Origin of the sequence: Ruminococcus sp. AF17-12 (genome assembly GCF_003479245.1) — a bacterium.
Lineage (GTDB): Bacteria > Bacillota > Clostridia > Lachnospirales > Lachnospiraceae > Blautia_A > Blautia_A fusiformis.
Genome location: NZ_QUGY01000004.1, coordinates 94,861 through 113,028 on the forward strand (window position 1 = coordinate 94,861; position 18,168 = coordinate 113,028).

An 18,168-nucleotide genomic window follows, 5' to 3' on the forward strand; every position below is an offset into this window, starting at 1 on the left:
CGGTGAATAAGACTGATAAAATAATGAATGTGTGCAGAAACACGGTTTCCAGGATGAAAGTTTCATTGTGGAAACCGTGTTTTTTGATGCCTTTCTTTACAAAAAACTTTACATACATTAAACAACTGTCTTGTCACATGTAAAGAACTGTGGTATTATGTGTAAGATGTTTTGAAAAAAATTACATGTTAATAAAAAAGCAGATCAGAAGCATCTGCATAATAAAGACTAGTACAGCGAAAATTAAGTTTCTGCTATATTGACGCAGCAGATGAAAAATCAGACAAGTCAATATGGCGGTTACTTAATATTCGCTGTACTAGAAAGCAAAAGCAGGAACTCAAAAAAGAAATCCTGCAGGAAAGGTGAAAGATAATGACAGTTGCAGAAGAAATCCAGAAATTAAAAAAAGAAAAAGATGCCATCATCCTTGCACACTACTACGTGCGTCCCGAAGTGCAGGATGTAGCTGACTATATAGGAGATTCCTTTTATCTCAGCAAGATCGCAGCCAGCGCGAAAGAGAAGACGATCGTGTTCTGTGGAGTAGGATTTATGGGAGAGAGCGCCAAGATCTTAAGTCCGGATAAAACTGTTCTGATGCCTGCCATGGATGCAGACTGTCCGATGGCTCATATGGCAACAGAAGAAGGCATCCGCAAGGTGCGAGAGGAATATGACGATGTGGCAGTTGTCTGTTACATTAATTCCACAGCAACATTGAAGGAGCTTTCTGATGTATGTGTTACTTCCGCAAATGCAGTAAAGATCGTAAAAGCGCTTCCGAACAAAAACATCTTTTTTATCCCGGACAGAAATCTTGCACATTTTATTGCAGAACAGGTTCCTGAGAAGAACTTTATTTATAACGAAGGTTTCTGTATTGTCCATGAATTTATGAATCCGGAAGAAGTAAAAGCAGCAAAAGAAGCGCACCCGGATGCACTGGTTCTGGCACATCCGGAATGTCCTCAGACAGTTCTGAAACAGGCTGATTACATCGGAAGCACATCCGGAATCATTAAATATGCACAGGAAAGTGACAATAAAGAGTTTATCATCTGCACAGAATGTGGCGTTCAGTACAAGCTGGAAACTACCTGCCCGGATAAAAAATTCTACTTCACAGAAACCGTACCGGTCTGCAAAAACATGAAAAAAGTATTTCTGGAAAAAGTTCTCCACGTTCTGAAAACCGGGGAGAATGAGGTTCATGTAACAGACGAGACACGTGAAAACGCGAAGAGACCGCTGGAGCGGATGCTGGAACTGGCAAAATAAATAAAACACATTTGTATAAAAGATTTGTCTGAGTTGGCTGAAAAGAGAAATCAAGACAGAGAGGCGAAAAGCAATGAGAATTAAAACAGACGTAGTAATCGTGGGAACAGGTGTTGCAGGTATGTTCAGTGCCTTGAAGCTTCCGCGGGACAAAAAGATCGTGATCATCACAAAAGAGGATATGAGGAGTAGTGATTCTTTCCTGGCGCAGGGGGGAATCTGTGTGCTTCGTGATGAAAACGATTACGACAGCTATTTTGAAGACACCATGAAGGCAGGACATTACGAAAACAGAAAAGAGTCGGTAGACATTATGATCCGAGGCTCCAGAGATATCATTAATGATCTTGTCGGATATGGCGTGGATTTCAAGATGGATGGAGATGATTTTGCCTATACAAGAGAAGGTGCACATTCCAGACCGAGGATCCTTTATCATGAGGATATCACAGGAAAAGAAATTTCCGAAAAACTGCTCCAGCAGGTTCTGAAGCTTGAAAATGTAACAATTCTGGAATATACTACCATGCAGGATATTCTTGTGGAAAATGGCAAATGTACAGGTCTGAAGGCAGTTTCCGCAGAAGCGAACAGGGCACGTCTTGAAGCTATGGAAGCCGGAAAAGCAGTGAAAAGCCAGGAAGAGATCCAGCCGGGCGGAGAGATCCCGGTAGAGATTTATGCACAGGATACGATCCTGGCCAGCGGCGGGATCGGAGGAAGATATGCGCATTCCACCAACTATCCGCATCTTACAGGGGATGCTCTTGATATTGCAAAAAAACACAATGTGCGTCTGGAACATCTGGATTATGTGCAGATCCATCCGACAACGCTGTATTCCAAGAAACCGGGCCGCAGATTCCTGATCTCAGAATCGGTTCGAGGAGAAGGTGCAGTACTTTATAACAGCAAAAAAGAGCGTTTTGTCAATGAACTTCTTCCAAGAGATGTAGTAACAAATGCGATCCGGGAAGAAATGAAAAAAGAAGGAACAGACCATGTATGGCTTTCCATGGAAAATATTGATAAAGATACGATCCTGAATCATTTTCCGAATATTTATCAGAGATGCCTGGAAGAAGGCTATGATGTGACAAAAGAATGCATCCCTGTTGTTCCTGCTCAGCATTATTTCATGGGCGGTATCTGGGTGGATTCTGACAGCAAGACCAGCATGGACCAGCTTTATGCAGTGGGAGAAACCAGCTGCAACGGTGTACATGGCGCGAACAGACTGGCAAGTAATTCCCTGCTGGAGAGCCTTGTATTTGCAAAACGTGCAGCCAAAGCAATCTCAGCAGAAAAGAAAAGTGCTGCAGGTGCGGCGTGAATGCAGCCGGAATATAAATATCCGTATTATGAAAGACAGGAGCAGCCTTGCTTTGGAGAACAGGGCTGCTGTGATAATTAAGAAAGAGCAGGTATTGTAAAATGAATAAGATCACAATGACACTTCAGGTAGATCACCTGATCCTGGAGGCTTTAAAGGAAGATATTTCAAGTGAAGACGTTACCACAAACTCTGTTATGAAAGAAGCAGTTCCGGGAGAGGTAGATCTGATCTGTAAAGAGGATGGAATCATTGCGGGACTGGAAATCTTCAGCCGTGTATTTACGCTTCTGGATGCTGACACAAAAGTGGAGCTGTTCTGCAAGGATGGAGATGAAGTAAAAAAAGGTCAGAAAATGGGAAAAGTTACAGGAGATATCCGGGTGCTTCTTTCCGGCGAGCGTGTGGCGCTGAATTATCTTCAGAGAATGAGCGGGATCGCAACCTATACACATTCGGTTGCGTCACTTCTTGAAGGAACAGGGATCACATTGCTGGATACCAGAAAAACGACGCCGAATATGCGTATTTTTGAGAAATATGCTGTTCGTGTAGGCGGCGGACAGAACCACAGATATAATCTTTCAGATGGAGTTCTTTTGAAAGACAATCACATCGGAGCAGCAGGAAGCGTTGCGAATGCTGTAAAAATGGCGCAGGAGTACGCTCCTTTTGTCCGCAAGATCGAAGTTGAGGTAGAAACTCTTGATCAGGTAAAAGAAGCTGTTGAGGCCGGCGCAGATATCATCATGCTTGATAATATGACTCCGGAGATGATGAAAGAAGCGGTGCAGCTGATCGGCGGAAGAGCCAAAACTGAATGTTCTGGAAATGTTACAAAAGAAAACATTGCAAAGATCAGGGATGTTGGTGTAGACTATGTATCAAGTGGTGCGTTAACGCATTCTGCACCGATCCTTGATATTTCGCTTAAGAATCTTCATCCGCTTTCCTGAAAAATGCAGGATTTTACAGAATACCGAGTGCTGTGACAGGAAATACCCCGAATATCAGAAAAGAAGCGTGAATTGCCGGAAGCAGAGGCATAGCAGGTGATGTCGGGCCGAGGTGGAGAGATCGCGAGAATGAAGGAGAGAGGTATCGGAACAAAAAGTACAGGCACAGCCAGGAAAGGGGAACTTAAATGACTGGTTCAGAACGCAGGACAGCGATCATGGATCAAATTAAAAACAGTGAACGGCCGGTCTCAGGAAGTGCTCTGGCCAGAACATTTCAGGTCAGCAGACAGGTGATCGTGCAGGATATTGCGCTGATACGCGCGGAGGGGAATGACGTGATCTCCACCAATAGAGGATATATTTTTACTGCTCCCCATACTGTGAGCCGGATATTCAAGGTGCATCATACAGATGCGGATCTGGAAAACGAGCTCTGCGGGATTGTGGATCTTGGCGGAAAAGTGATCAACGTAATGGTGAATCACAGAGTTTACGGGCATATCGAGGCAGAACTGAATATCAGCTCCAGGCGCCAGGTTGAGAATTTTATGGAGGATATCCGAAGCGGCAAGTCCAGTCCTCTGAAGAATATCACATCGGATTATCATTATCATAAAGTAGAAGCAGAATCCGAGGAAATCCTGGATATGATCCAGGATATGCTGAAACGGCGAGGATTTCTGATCGAAGCAGAATAGCAGAAGTCAGATACAAAAAGAAAAGATATACAGAATGAGAAAATTCTGTTAATATGAAATATAGTGATCACGAAGATAAGAGAAGGAATCCTGCATGTCAGGGTTCCTTCTTGCACCCTGCGGAAATGTGCACCTTGTGGAAATGTGCAGACAGGGAAAACAGGATGCAGATATGAGGGTGAGAAAAAATACGGCTTGATATGCATGGAGGGGGAAATGGATTATCAGAGTATGTTTACATTTATGCTGGAGATGGCAGGAACTATTGCGTTTGCTGCTTCCGGAGCTATGGTGGGGGCGCAGAGAGGAATGGATATTTTCGGGGTCTGCGTTCTTGGAGTGGTGACTGCAGTGGGCGGAGGAGCTACCAGGGATATTATCCTGGGAATCGTGCCGCCGGGAATGTTTCAGGATCCGCTGTATACCATTGTGGCAACCGTGACGGCCTGTATTGTTTTTGCAGTGATGTACTGGAAGCAGGAGCTTTTGGAAGGCGGGAACCGGCTGGTCTATGATAAGGTGATGCTGGTGATGGATACGGTTGGCCTTGGTGTGTTTACTGTCATGGGGGTTGATAAGGGGATTTCCCAGGGGTATATGGAAAGAACATTTTTTCTTGTATTTCTTGGGACTGTCACAGGAGTTGGAGGCGGCTTGATCCGTGATATGATGGCAGGAGTACCGCCATATATTTTTGTGCGCCATATTTATGCCTGTGCGTCTATTGTAGGGGCCATTGCCTGTGTTTGGATATACAGGCTGTGGGGCGGAGTGCCGGCCATGGTGATCGGAACGGTGGTAGTGATCCTGATCCGGTACCTGGCGGCACATTACCGGTGGAATCTGCCGAGACTGAGAAGAGAATAAAAAAAGATATGAAAAGCTCCGGAACATTTAAGGAATAATGTTCCGGAGCTTTTTGGCTTTTATTTGGTTTATATTGCGTAGAAGATTTTATCTGTTCCTCTCATAAGAGAATCATGCGTCTGTATCCTGCAGAGCCAGGAAGCCTTCCTCGCCGGTACGGATCTTGACAACGTTTTCGATATCGTAAACGAAGACCTTACCATCACCGATCTGACCGGTATGAAGAACTTCTTTTGCAGTATCAATAACCTTCTGAACCGGTACAAGACTTACAACGATCTCGATCTTAACCTTCGGACGGAGGTTCATGTCGACTTCAACACCACGATAGTAGGTTGGAGCACCCTTCTGAACACCACAGCCCATAACGTTTGTGATAGTGATACCGGTTACGCCGATCTCGTTCATAGCCTGCATAAACTCATCCAGCTTGTTCTGACGTGTGATGATAACAACCTTTGTCAGTTTGTGTACGCCGTCTGCAGGAATTTCAGGAACAGATTCAGCAGGAGCAGAAGGAGCATGTTTTACAACAGGGGCTTTTACGGAAGTTCCCATTGGAGTCGGAGCCTTTGTCATGGTATCCTGTACAAAGAATCCATCGTAAGCACTTGCGAGGCCATGCTCTTTCATATCCAGACCCGCGATCTCTTCCTCAGCGGAAACACGAAGTCCGATCGTGTGTTTGATTACCTGGAAGATAATTGTCATAGTAACAGCAACCCATGCGATGGTGATAACCATACCAATAAACTGAACACCGAAGCCATGGAAACCACCGCCTGTGAGAAGACCCTTCCACTCGGTACCTGCACCGTCGGAGAAAAGACCGACAGCAAGAGTTCCGAAAGCACCGTTAAGACCGTGAACGCCAACAGCACCAACCGGGTCATCAATTTTGAGAACTTTATCAACAAATTCAATACCAAATACTACAATGAATCCGGAGAGGATTCCGATGATAGCTGCAGATGTAGGAGATACGGTATCACAGCCTGCTGTGATGGCTACCAGTCCTGCAAGAGAACCGTTCAGGGACATGGAAACATCCGGTTTTTTATAGCGGATCCATGTGATCAGCATAACTGTTACAGTAGCAACAGCAGCTGCAAGGTTTGTTGTTACGAAGATCTTTCCGGCGCTTACAATGGCATCGCCTTCCATGCTGACAGTAGATGCACCGTTGAAACCGAACCAGCAGAACCAGAGAATGAATACACCAAGTGCACCAACTGTAAGGTTATGTCCCGGGATCGCTCTGGATTTACCGGATTTGGAATATTTTCCGATACGAGGTCCGAGGATGATGGCACCGATCAGTGCAGCAACACCACCAACCATGTGAACGGCACAGGAACCTGCGAAATCATGAAATCCCATCTGGCTGATAAAGCCGCCGCCCCAGATCCAGTGACCGGATACAGGATATACAACGAGACTGATCAGTAAACTGTAGATACAGTAGGAGATGAATTTAGTACGCTCTGCCATGGCACCGGATACGATGGTAGCAGAAGTAGCACAGAATACAGTCTGGAAGATGAGAAATGCCCAGAAAGGAACTCCATCCGGAAGCATTGCGTTTCCGTAGTTTGCCTCTGAGGCGATTCCGCCAATTTTGCCGAAGAAACCGTTTCCTGCACCGAACATGATGCCAAATCCAACCAGCCAGAAGACCGGTGTACCGATACAGAAGTCCATCAGGTTTTTCATGATGATATTTCCTGCGTTTTTTGCTCTTGTGAATCCTGTTTCGACCATTGCAAATCCAGCCTGCATGAAGAAGACCAGTGCTGCACCGACGAGGACCCAAGTTGTGTTTACTGAAGAATACATAGTAACACTCCCTTTCCCAATTTTTTTCTTTCTTATTATGTATAGAAAGAATTTTTGTAATACCGGACAGAAAAAAACAGATAGAATTTATCCAGTATCAGTATAACGAAAAAGCGCAGGAGAGAGGAAATTCTCTTCCGCGCCTTTACGAAATCAAAATTAGTATATGTAAAACAGGGGATATCTGTATCGTGTGATTAATGGATGAGGAAATCGATAATGAATTATGAAGTAGAGTTCATAAGGGATATCCCCTGTATTTACCGTATGAAATTGTTATCTGATATCCGTGATCAGATGGAGAATAACAGCTCGTCGTAGGTCGGATAAGGAAGTAACTCATCCGGGATCAGAGCCTCTGCCTCATCTGCAGATTTTCTTAAAGTTTCCATGTCTTCCAGAACAGTTTCCTGATAAGCCTTGGAGCATGCAAGTACATCGTCAGAAGAAGCAAGAGCTTTTGATGTATCTGCTTTCAGAGTTTCCAGATCTTTTGCCATGGTATCTGCAAGTGTACTCAGTTTGGAGATCAGAGCAGCTTCACTTGCTACAGAAATATCAGCTACTACGGATTTCTTTGCAGCTGCAGTATCTGCAAGCTTTTCAACATATGTATATACAGAAGGAATTACCTGCTTCTGGATCATCTCAGCCAGAGTGTTGGACTCGATGTTGATGGTCTTGTAATAGTTCTCAAGCCAGATCTCGTAACGGGAGAAAAGCTCTTCCCTTGTAAAAATGCCATGCTTTGTAAACAGCGCAATGTTCTTCTCAGCAATGAAATGCGGAAGTGCATCCGGAGTTGTTTTCAGATTGTAGAGACCACGTTTCTCAGCTTCTTCAACCCATTCGTCTGTATATCCGTTTCCGTTAAAGATGATGCGTTTATGCTCTTCAATGGTCTTCTTAAGAAGTGCATGTACTGCGCTTTCCATTTCTTCTTCCGGAACATCCTTAAGAGCTGCGCTGAATTCTGCAAGAACCTCTGCAACAGCGGTATTCAGTACGATGTTCGGGTTTGCGACAGATGCTGCAGAACCAAGCATACGGAACTCAAATTTGTTTCCGGTAAATGCAAATGGTGAAGTACGGTTTCTGTCTGTGGTATCCTTTATGAAGTGCGGAAGTACCTTTGCTCCGATATCCATCTGTACCGCATGCTTATTGCTGAAGAAGGTATCGTTTTCAATAGATTTCAGTACGTCTGTCAGCTCATCTCCAAGGAAGATGGATACGATCGCAGGAGGTGCCTCGTTTGCTCCAAGACGATGATCGTTTCCGGCGCTTGCAACGGATACGCGGAGAAGATCAGCATAATCGTCAACGGCTTTGATGACAGCTACCAGGAATACCAGGAACTGTGTATTTTCTGCCGGTGTTTTTCCTGGATCAAGAAGGTTTACACCTGTGTCTGTGCTCATAGACCAGTTGTTGTGTTTACCGCTTCCGTTGATTCCCTCAAATGGTTTCTCGTGAAGGAGGCAGACCATGTTGTGCTTGTCGGCAACCTTCTTCATGATCTCCATGGTCAGCTGGTTGTGGTCAACAGCAACATTTGTGGTATCAAATACAGGAGCCAGTTCGTGCTGTGCAGGAGCAACCTCGTTATGTTTTGTTTTTGCTGGAATGCCAAGCTTCCAAAGTTCTTCGTCAAGATCATGCATGTAAGCAGCAACGCGAGGCTTCAGGGCTCCGAAGTAATGATCTTCCATTTCCTGTCCTTTTGGTGCAGAAGCGCCCAGAAGAGTACGGCCGCAGAAGATCAGGTCTTTTCTCTTTTTGTAAAGATCCTTGTCAACCAGGAAATATTCCTGCTCAGGTCCTACGGTTGTGTCGATGTGACGGACCTCTTTGTTTCCAAGGATGTGAAGAATACGAACCGCTTCTTTGTTCAGAACATCCATGGAACGAAGAAGAGGAGTTTTCTTATCCAGTGCCTCTCCGCTGTAGGAACAGAATGCAGTAGGAATGTAAAGAGTTTTATCTTTAATGAATGCAGGTGAAGTAGGATCCCATGCTGTATATCCTCTTGCTTCAAAAGTAGCACGAAGTCCGCCTGACGGGAAGCTGGATGCATCCGGCTCACCTTTTACCAGCTCTTTACCGGAGAAATCCATGATCACCTGTCCGTCACCTGTAGGGGAGATGAAGCTGTCATGCTTCTCAGCAGTTACGTTTGTCATCGGCTGGAACCAGTGTGTGTAATGTGTCGCACCGTTTTCAGTAGCCCATTCTTTCATTGCAACTGCTACGGAATTTGCAACGTCCAGTTCCAGATGAGTTCCGTTTTCAATTGTTTTCTTTAATGCTTTGTACATGTCCTTTGGCAGTTTGCTTCGCATCACTTTGTCATTGAATACAAGGCTGCCATACATTTCAGGGATACTCTGTGCCATATAGGTACACTCCTTTCGATTTCACTCATTCATTATAATTTTTAATTATTTTATAAGGACCGCTGCCGGAAGAACCGAGTATAAACGGACCGGAAAACAAAAAAAGCGCTTCAGATACCTGCCGTATCCAAAGCGCCTTTGCTTTATGTGTTGCAGTATACACCAAAATAAAATATTGTCAAGAGCTTTTTTGAAAAAATCTAAAAAATTGACCAGGGCGATCGGACTGTCGGAAAATAGGCAGGGTTGACAAATCTTGTCCTTTTATTATAATCTGATATCGTAGTTATACAGTCGAAAAGTCAGCAATCGCTATAAGTGATTGAGGCAAAAGAAGCTTTTTGACCAGTGACAAAGATGTACAATACGGAAAGAACAGATGGAGGGAAATATGTCAGGAGTAAAGGAAGAATGTGGCGTATTCGGGATTTATGATCTGGATGGAGGGAATATTGCACCATCTATTTATTATGGTCTTACCTCGCTGCAGCACAGGGGACAGGAGTCCTGCGGAATGGCCGTTTCAAGGACGGACGGAGAAAGAGGAAACGTACAGTTCCATAAAGATCTCGGACTGGTAAGCGAAGTTTTGCGAAAAGATGTTGTACATAATATGAATGGTGATATTGGAATCGGACATGTTCGTTATTCCACCACCGGAGAATCTGTCGCAGAGAATGCACAGCCGCTGGTACTTTCTTATATCAAGGGAAGTCTGGCACTTGCGCACAACGGAAATCTGGTTAATACAGAAGCTCTGAAATGGGAGTTGATTCAGACAGGCGCAATTTTCCATACAACTACCGACTCAGAGGTTATCGCGTTCCATATCGCAAGAGAACGTGTGCATTCTGCCACTGTAGAGGAAGCAGTACATAAAACCGTAGAGAAGATCCGCGGAGGATATGCTCTTGTGATCATGAGCCCCCGGAAGCTGATCGGTGCCCGTGATCCTTACGGACTGAAACCCCTCTGTCTTGGAAAAAGAGATAATGCCTATGTCCTTGCATCTGAAAGCTGCGCGCTGACATCTGTAGGAGCGGAATTTATCCGTGATATTGAACCGGGTGAGATCGTCACGATCACCAAGAACGGACTGAAATCCAGTAAACTGACTGAGAAGAAAAAGCATGCTCATTGTGTTTTTGAATATATTTATTTTGCAAGACTGGATAGCACCATGGATGGCGTGAAAATCTATGATGCAAGGATCCGTGGAGGAAAATCTCTTGCAAAATCCTATCCGGTAGAAGCGGACCTGGTGACCGGTGTACCGGAATCCGGACTTCCGGCAGCAAAAGGCTATTCTGAGGAATCCGGAATCCCGTTTGGCTTTGCGTTCTATAAAAACAGTTACATTGGAAGAACTTTTATCAAGCCTACACAGCAGGAGAGAGAGTCCAGTGTCCATCTGAAGCTGAGCGTTCTGGAATCCGTGGTGAAGGGGAAGAGAATCGTTCTGGTGGATGATTCCATTGTCCGCGGAACTACCATTGCCAATCTGATCCACATGCTGAAAGAAGCAGGAGCAAAAGAAGTCCATGTACGTATCAGCTCCCCGCCATTTTTACATCCCTGTTATTTTGGTACCGATGTGCCGTCCAATGACCAGCTCATCGCAGCACAGCACAGCACGGAAGAAATCCGTAAGATGATCGGTGCAGACTCCCTGGGTTATATGCAGATCGATTATCTGGAAGGCATGGCAGGTGGACTTCCGCTGTGTAAAGCATGTTTTGATGGCAATTATCCGATGGAAATACCGGCAGAAATCAAACAGGATTAATGAACTATGTGGAATTAATCTCACAGTAAAAAATAATGGATTGAAAAACGAAAATGTAAAAACTGCACAATAAATATATAAAAAACCCGGATTTTGTCATATAAAATCCGGGTTTTTATAGAAAGACTCTTAAAAACGATAAAAAACATCAACTTGACAAATCTGACAATATGAGACATAATGTGGAACAGCCAGATGAAAAAGGCCGCTGGTCTGGAATATACAGGAAAACAGCAAGGCCGAAAAAAGGCCGGTTTTTTGCCGAGATAAAAGAAAGGATGATATTTATGTCTAAAAAAATTAGATTGAATGCGACAGAGGATGTTAAAGAATTTGTTAAGGCTGCAAGTAAATGTGATTTTGATGTAGATATTTCATATAACAGAATTTTAATTGATGCAAAATCTATTCTTGGAATCCTCAGCATGGATCTGACCAGAGTTCTTACAGTAACCTGTCATGGCGAGGATCATGAGTTTGATCGTTTCCTTCAGAAATATGCAGTTGCCTGACAGACAGTGCAGAGACAGACAAGATATGAAAGACATAAAAAGAAAAGGCAGACGTGACTGCAGAGACAGGAGATCAGTTTGAAATCCTCAGCAGGCGTCTGTTTTTTCTTTACATCCATTTCATAGGAAGAAATTCCGCAGACTATATGAAAAATCAGTTATTGACAAATAAAAAAAAATAGTTTATAGTAAACCATATTTTATATGAAAGATAACTGACAAAGGCGTCAGGAACGGATACCACAGGGGAATTCTCACCCCTTTGAATCTGTTCCGGACGCCTTTTTGTTGTGGGACACAAAATGGAGGAGGAAATCGAAGATGGCAGTAAAGTATGTTTTTGTAACAGGTGGAGTTGTTTCCGGTCTGGGAAAAGGAATTACCGCAGCGTCTCTTGGGCGCCTTCTGAAAGCCAGAGGGTATCAGGTGACCATGCAGAAATTTGATCCCTACATTAATATTGACCCGGGAACTATGAATCCCATTCAGCATGGAGAGGTTTTTGTAACGGATGACGGTACAGAGACTGACCTTGACCTTGGACATTATGAGCGTTTCATTGATGAAAGCCTTGACAAAAATTCCAATGTGACAACCGGTAAGATTTACTGGTCTGTTCTTCAGAAAGAGCGTCATGGTGATTTCGGCGGAGGTACCGTTCAGGTGATCCCGCATATTACCAATGAGATCAAGAGCCGTTTTTACAGAGCAAAATCCGCAGACGAAGACAGAATTGCCATCATCGAGGTTGGTGGTACAGTCGGTGATATTGAGAGCCAGCCGTTCCTGGAATCCATCCGTCAGTTCCAGCATGATGTGGGACATGACAATGCGATCCTTATCCATGTAACTCTGATCCCGTATCTCCGTGCTTCCGGAGAGATGAAGACCAAACCCACCCAGGCCAGTGTAAAAGAACTTCAGGGAATGGGAATCCAGCCGGATGTCCTGGTATGCAGAAGTGAGTATCCTCTTACCGAGGATATCCGTGGAAAGATCGCCCTGTTCTGTAATGTGCCTGTAAGCAATGTGCTTCAGAATCTGGATGTGGAATATTTATATGAAGCTCCTCTTGCAATGGAGAGAGAAAAGCTTGCAGACGTAGTACTGCAGAGCTTAAGACTGGAGAATCGCAAACCAGATCTTACAGACTGGGAAAATATGGTAGAAAATCTCCGCCACCCGGATAAAACAGTAAAGATCGCCATGGTTGGTAAATATACACAGCTTCATGATGCATACTTGAGTGTTGTGGAAGCACTGAAGCATGGCGGGATCTCTTGCCGTGCAAAGGTTGATATCACCTGGGTGGACTCCGAAGAACTCAATGAAAAAAATTTGGATCAGACTCTCCATTCTGTAGATGGAATCTTGGTTCCGGGAGGATTCGGAAACCGTGGTACAGAAGGAATGATCCTTGCGGCACAGTATGCAAGAGTTCATAAGATCCCATACCTTGGGATCTGCCTGGGAATGCAGATGGCTATTGTGGAATTTGCCCGCCATGTGCTTGGATATGAAGATGCCAACAGTATTGAGCTGGCACCGGAAACAACACATCCGGTCATTGCCCTGATGCCGGATCAGGAGGATGTGGAAGATCTTGGAGGAACTCTTCGTCTTGGAAGCTATCCGTGTGTGCTTGCAGAAGGCTCCAGATCCTATGAGCTTTTTGGAAAGAAAGAGATCCAGGAACGTCACAGACATCGTTATGAGGTAAACAACGCATTCCGTAAGGAACTGGACGAAAAGGGAATGTCCATTGTAGGAACATCCCCGGATGCTCACATTGTTGAGATGATCGAAATTGCCGGACATCCGTTCTTTGTGGGAACACAGGGACATCCGGAATTTAAATCCAGGCCAAATCATGCACATCCACTGTTCCGTGGATTTGTGCAGGCGGCAGTTGATAAAAAGACGGCAGAAGAAGCTGCAATGAAAGGATGAAAAAAATGAGAGAAGTAGCAAATCAGCAGCAGGGCCTCTACCGCCCTGAATTTGAACATGATAATTGCGGTATCGGAGCCGTTGTTAATATAAAAGGAAAGAAAACACATGATACAGTTGCCAATGCTCTTAAGATCGTAGAGAATCTTGAGCATCGTGCTGGTAAGGATGCAGAAGGAAAAACCGGTGATGGTGTCGGTATCCTTCTTCAGATCTCCCACAAATTTTTTAAGAAGGTCTGTAAAAAAGAAGGCTTTGATATCGGCGGAGAGAGAGAATACGGTGTAGCCCAGCTCTTTTTCCCACAGCAGGAGATCAAACGTGCCCAGGCAAAGAAGATGTTCGAGATCATCGTGGAAAAAGAGGGTCTGGAGCTTCTTGGATGGCGTACAGTACCGGTCTTCCCGGAGGTTCTTGGTCATAAAGCGAAAGAGTGCATGCCGTGCATTATGCAGGCATTTGTTAAAAAGCCGGAGGATGTGGAAAAAGGTCTTGCCTTTGACCGTATGCTTTACATCGCACGTCGTGAATTTGAACAGAGTAATGATAATACTTACGTAGTTTCCATGAACAGCCGTACCATCGTATACAAAGGTATGTTCCTGGTAGGACAGCTCCGTACCTTCTTTGGCGATCTTCAGAGCCAGGATTACGAGTCTGCCATTGCAGTGGTACATTCCCGTTTCAGTACCAACACGAATCCAAGCTGGGAGAGAGCACATCCGAACCGTTTCATCGTACATAACGGTGAGATCAACACAATCCGCGGAAACGCCGATAAGATGCTTGCACGTGAGGAAAACATGGAGTCTCCGTATCTGAAGGATGAGCTTCACAAGGTCCTTCCTGTAGTTAACCGCAATGGTTCTGACTCTGCAATGCTTGACAATACCCTGGAATTCCTGGTTATGAGTGGAATGGATCTTCCACTTGCAGTGATGATCACGATTCCGGAGCCATGGGCAAACAACGATACGATTTCTCAGGAGAAGAGAGATTTTTATCAGTACTATGCGACTATGATGGAACCATGGGACGGTCCTGCGTCCATTCTGTTCTCAGATGGTGATGTGATGGGAGCAGTTCTTGACAGAAACGGTCTTCGTCCATCCAGATACTATATCACATCGGATGGCTATATGATCCTTTCCTCCGAGGTTGGTGTTCTTCCTGTGGATGAGGAGAAGATCGTATTAAAAGAACGTCTTCATCCGGGAAAAATGCTTCTGGTTGATACCGTTCAGGGTCGTGTCATTGATGACAATGAGCTCAAAGAAAAATATGCGAAAAAGCAGCCTTATGGTGAGTGGCTGGACAGCAATCTGGTACAGCTTCGTGATATCAAGATCCCGAATCAGAGAGTTGTCGAATACACTCCGGAGGAGAGAGCACGCCTTCAGAAAGCCTTCGGATATACTTATGAGCAGTACCGTACTTCGATCCGAAACATGGCATTAAATGGCGCAGAAAGCATCGGAGCCATGGGACATGATACTCCCCTTGCGGTATTTTCCAAGGAACATTATCCGTTGTTCGATTATTTCAAGCAGCTTTTTGCACAGGTAACAAACCCGCCGATCGATGCGATCCGTGAGGAGATCGTTACTTCTACAAGTGTATATGTAGGAAAAGACGGAAATCTTCTGATCCAGAAGCCGGAGAACTGTCAGGTGCTGAAGATCAACAATCCGATCCTGACCAACACCGATATGCTGAAGATCAAGAATATGAAAAAGGACGGCTTCAAGGTTGTAACACTTTCTACATTATATTATAAGAGCACAAAGCTTGAACGTGCCATTGACCGTCTGTTCGTAGAGGTAGACAAAGCCTTCCGTGAGGGAGCAAACATCCTGGTCCTTTCTGACCGCGGTGTGGATGAGAACCATATGCCGATCCCGTCCCTGCTGGCGGTTTCCGCAGTACATCAGCATCTTGTAAAAACAAAGAAGAGCACTTCCCTTGCCCTGATTCTGGAGTCCGGTGAGCCGAGAGAGGTACATCATTTCGCAACACTCCTCGGATATGGTGCAAGTGCAGTCAATCCGTATCTGGCACTGGATACGATCCATGAGCTGATCGATACACATATGCTGGATAAGGACTATTACGCAGCCGTTGATGATTACAATCATGCAGTGATCAGCGGTATCGTAAAGATTGCTTCCAAGATGGGTATTTCCACTATCCAGTCCTATCAGGGATCTCAGATCTTTGAGGCAATCGGAATTTCCCAGGATGTGATCGATCGTTACTTTACAGGAACCGTAAGTCGTGTAGGCGGAATCACATTGGAAGATATCGAGGATAATGTAGAAAAACTTCATTCTGAGGCATTTGATCCCCTTGGACTTGCCACAGATCTTACTCTGGACAGCGTAGGTGCCCATAAGATGAGAAGCCAGGGTGAGGAGCACAAATATAACCCGCGTACCATTCATCTTCTCCAGCAGTCCACAAAACAGGGCAGCTATGAGATGTTTAAGGAATATACAAAGCTGGTAGATGACGAGGGTCATGGAAACTTAAGAGGTCTTCTGGACTTTAAGTTTGCCAAGGAGCCTATTCCCATCGACCAGGTTGAGAGTGTTGAGGATATTGTAAAACGATTTAAGACAGGTGCTATGTCCTACGGTTCTATTTCCCAGGAAGCACATGAGACACTGGCTATTGCCATGAACCATCTCCATGGAAAATCCAATACCGGTGAGGGTGGTGAAAGTGATGAGCGTCTGGATTCAGCAGGAACAGACAATGACCGCTGCTCTGCGATCAAACAGGTAGCCAGCGGACGTTTCGGCGTTACCAGCCGTTATCTGGTTTCCGCAAGAGAGATCCAGATCAAGATGGCACAGGGTGCAAAGCCGGGTGAGGGCGGACATCTTCCTGCAAAGAAGGTATATCCGTGGATCGCAAAAACCCGTCATTCCACACCGGGAGTCAGCCTGATCTCTCCGCCGCCACATCATGATATCTATTCTATCGAGGATCTGGCAGAATTGATCTATGACCTGAAAAACGCCAATAAATATGCGGATATTTCCGTAAAGCTGGTTTCTGAGGCGGGTGTTGGTACGGTTGCAGCCGGTGTTGCAAAGGCCGGTGCACAGACTGTTCTGATCTCCGGATATGACGGAGGTACAGGAGCAGCGCCAAGAAGTTCTATCCATAATGCAGGACTTCCATGGGAGCTTGGACTTGCAGAAACACACCAGACGCTGATCATGAACGGACTTCGTAACCGTGTACGTATCGAGACAGACGGTAAGCTGATGAGCGGCCGTGACGTTGCCATTGCAGCACTTCTCGGTGCAGAGGAATTCGGTTTTGCAACAGCGCCGCTTGTAACGATGGGCTGCGTGATGATGAGAGTCTGCAATCTGGATACCTGCCCGGTAGGTGTGGCTACACAGAACCCGGAGCTGCGTAAGAGATTCCGCGGAAAACCGGAGTATGTGGAGAACTTCATGCGCTTTATTGCACAGGAGCTGAGAGAGTACATGGCACGCCTTGGTGTTGCTACCATCGATGAGATGGTAGGTCGTACAGACCTTCTTACAGTTTCTGACAGTGTGCAGGAGCCGCATAAGGGTAAGGTTGACTTAAGTGCCATCCTGAATAACCCATATGCAGGAAAGGGCAAAGTAACCTTTGATCCGAAGGCTGTATACAATTTCAATCTTGAGAAAACTCTGGATGAAAAAGTTCTGGTCAAGAAATGTGCACCGGCGATCCAGAAGGGTGAGAAAGTTTCTGTTGATGTAAATGTTACCAATACAGACCGTGCATTTGGTACCATCCTCGGATCTGAGATCACAAGAAATCATAAGGATGGACTTCCGGAGGATACGGTAACTGTAAACTGTACAGGTGCAGGCGGACAGAGCTTCGGTGCCTTTATTCCGAAAGGACTGACATTGAAACTGACCGGTGACAGCAACGACTACTTCGGAAAAGGCCTTTCCGGTGGAAAGCTGATCGTTAAGGTTCCAGAGAAGGCCGGATACAAGGCTGAAGAGAACATCATCGTCGGAAACGTGGCACTCTATGGTGCGACCAGCGGAACTGCATTTATCAACGGTGTTGCCGGTGAGCGTTTTGCAGTACGTAACTCCGGTGCGGTTGCAGTTGTTGAGGGTGTTGGCGAGCATGGCTGCGAGTACATGACCGGCGGCCGTGTGGTAGTTCTTGGAAAAACAGGAAAGAACTTTGCAGCAGGTATGAGCGGCGGTATCGCTTATGTCCTTGATGTGGATAACGTTCTTTACAAGAACCTCAATAAAGCAATGATCTCCATTGAAAAAGTGGAGAATAAATATGATAAAAAAGAGCTTCGTGATCTTATCGAGGCTCATGTGGAAGCAACAGGCTCTGAGATCGGTAAGAAGGTGCTGGCTGATTTTGATTCCTATCTGCCTCACTTCAAAAAACTCATTCCGGATGAGTACAAGAGAATGATCACATTAAGTGCAAAGCTGGAAGAAAAAGGTCTGACCAGCCAGCAGGCACAGATGGAAGCGTTCTATGAGAGCATCGGCGTGAAACATTAA

11 protein-coding genes are annotated in these 18,168 nt (G+C 45.2%); 9 read left to right on the forward strand and 2 right to left on the reverse strand.

The features are described 5' to 3' along the window. Positions 1-375 precede the first annotated feature (375 nt). From nadA to DWW77_RS05645, 5 genes are all read left to right on the forward strand, one after another. Entirely contained in the window at positions 376-1,281 is a 906-nt protein-coding gene (nadA, locus tag DWW77_RS05625; RefSeq protein ID WP_118608252.1) for a quinolinate synthase NadA, read from the forward strand. Between the two features lie 73 nt (positions 1,282-1,354). Next, positions 1,355-2,614, forward strand: a complete 1,260-nt coding sequence (locus DWW77_RS05630; protein ID WP_059086302.1) for an FAD-binding protein — start codon at positions 1,355-1,357, stop codon at positions 2,612-2,614. Positions 2,615-2,715: 101 nt separating this feature from the next. Further along, positions 2,716-3,570 (forward strand): carboxylating nicotinate-nucleotide diphosphorylase, encoded by an 855-nt coding sequence (gene nadC, locus DWW77_RS05635; RefSeq protein ID WP_021651122.1) that lies wholly within the window; start codon positions 2,716-2,718, stop codon positions 3,568-3,570. A gap of 188 nt (positions 3,571-3,758) precedes the next feature. Then, positions 3,759-4,271 carry a transcription repressor NadR gene (locus tag DWW77_RS05640; RefSeq protein WP_021651124.1) on the forward strand — a complete coding sequence of 171 codons (513 nt, stop codon included), beginning with the start codon at positions 3,759-3,761 and terminating at the stop codon, positions 4,269-4,271. Positions 4,272-4,487: 216 nt separating this feature from the next. Further along, the gene (locus DWW77_RS05645) at positions 4,488-5,138 is read left to right on the forward strand and encodes a trimeric intracellular cation channel family protein (RefSeq protein ID WP_118608253.1); all 651 of its coding nucleotides are present in this window, start codon (positions 4,488-4,490) and stop codon (positions 5,136-5,138) included. A gap of 111 nt (positions 5,139-5,249) precedes the next feature. Here the strand turns inward: DWW77_RS05645 and DWW77_RS05650 are convergent, their stop codons facing one another. Continuing rightward, positions 5,250-6,974 (reverse strand): ammonium transporter, encoded by a 1,725-nt coding sequence (locus tag DWW77_RS05650; RefSeq protein WP_022426742.1) that lies wholly within the window; start codon positions 6,972-6,974, stop codon positions 5,250-5,252. A 293-nt stretch (positions 6,975-7,267) separates the two neighbouring features. Then, entirely contained in the window at positions 7,268-9,370 is a 2,103-nt protein-coding gene (locus DWW77_RS05655; RefSeq protein ID WP_118608254.1) for a glutamine synthetase III family protein, read from the reverse strand. A gap of 391 nt (positions 9,371-9,761) precedes the next feature. Between DWW77_RS05655 and purF the strand changes: the two genes are divergently transcribed. From purF to gltB, 4 genes are all read left to right on the forward strand, one after another. After that, entirely contained in the window at positions 9,762-11,156 is a 1,395-nt protein-coding gene (gene purF / locus DWW77_RS05660; protein WP_015525743.1) for an amidophosphoribosyltransferase, read from the forward strand. 182 nt (positions 11,157-11,338) lie between these two features. Continuing rightward, positions 11,339-11,668, forward strand: coding sequence for an HPr family phosphocarrier protein (locus DWW77_RS05665; protein WP_330364123.1), 330 nt, complete (start codon positions 11,339-11,341; stop codon positions 11,666-11,668). 321 nt (positions 11,669-11,989) lie between these two features. Then, positions 11,990-13,618 carry a CTP synthase gene (pyrG, locus tag DWW77_RS05670; RefSeq protein ID WP_022426745.1) on the forward strand — a complete coding sequence of 543 codons (1,629 nt, stop codon included), beginning with the start codon at positions 11,990-11,992 and terminating at the stop codon, positions 13,616-13,618. Next, positions 13,615-18,168 carry a glutamate synthase large subunit gene (gene gltB, locus DWW77_RS05675; RefSeq protein ID WP_118608255.1) on the forward strand — a complete coding sequence of 1,518 codons (4,554 nt, stop codon included), beginning with the start codon at positions 13,615-13,617 and terminating at the stop codon, positions 18,166-18,168. Before pyrG ends, gltB begins: the two co-directional genes overlap by 4 nt.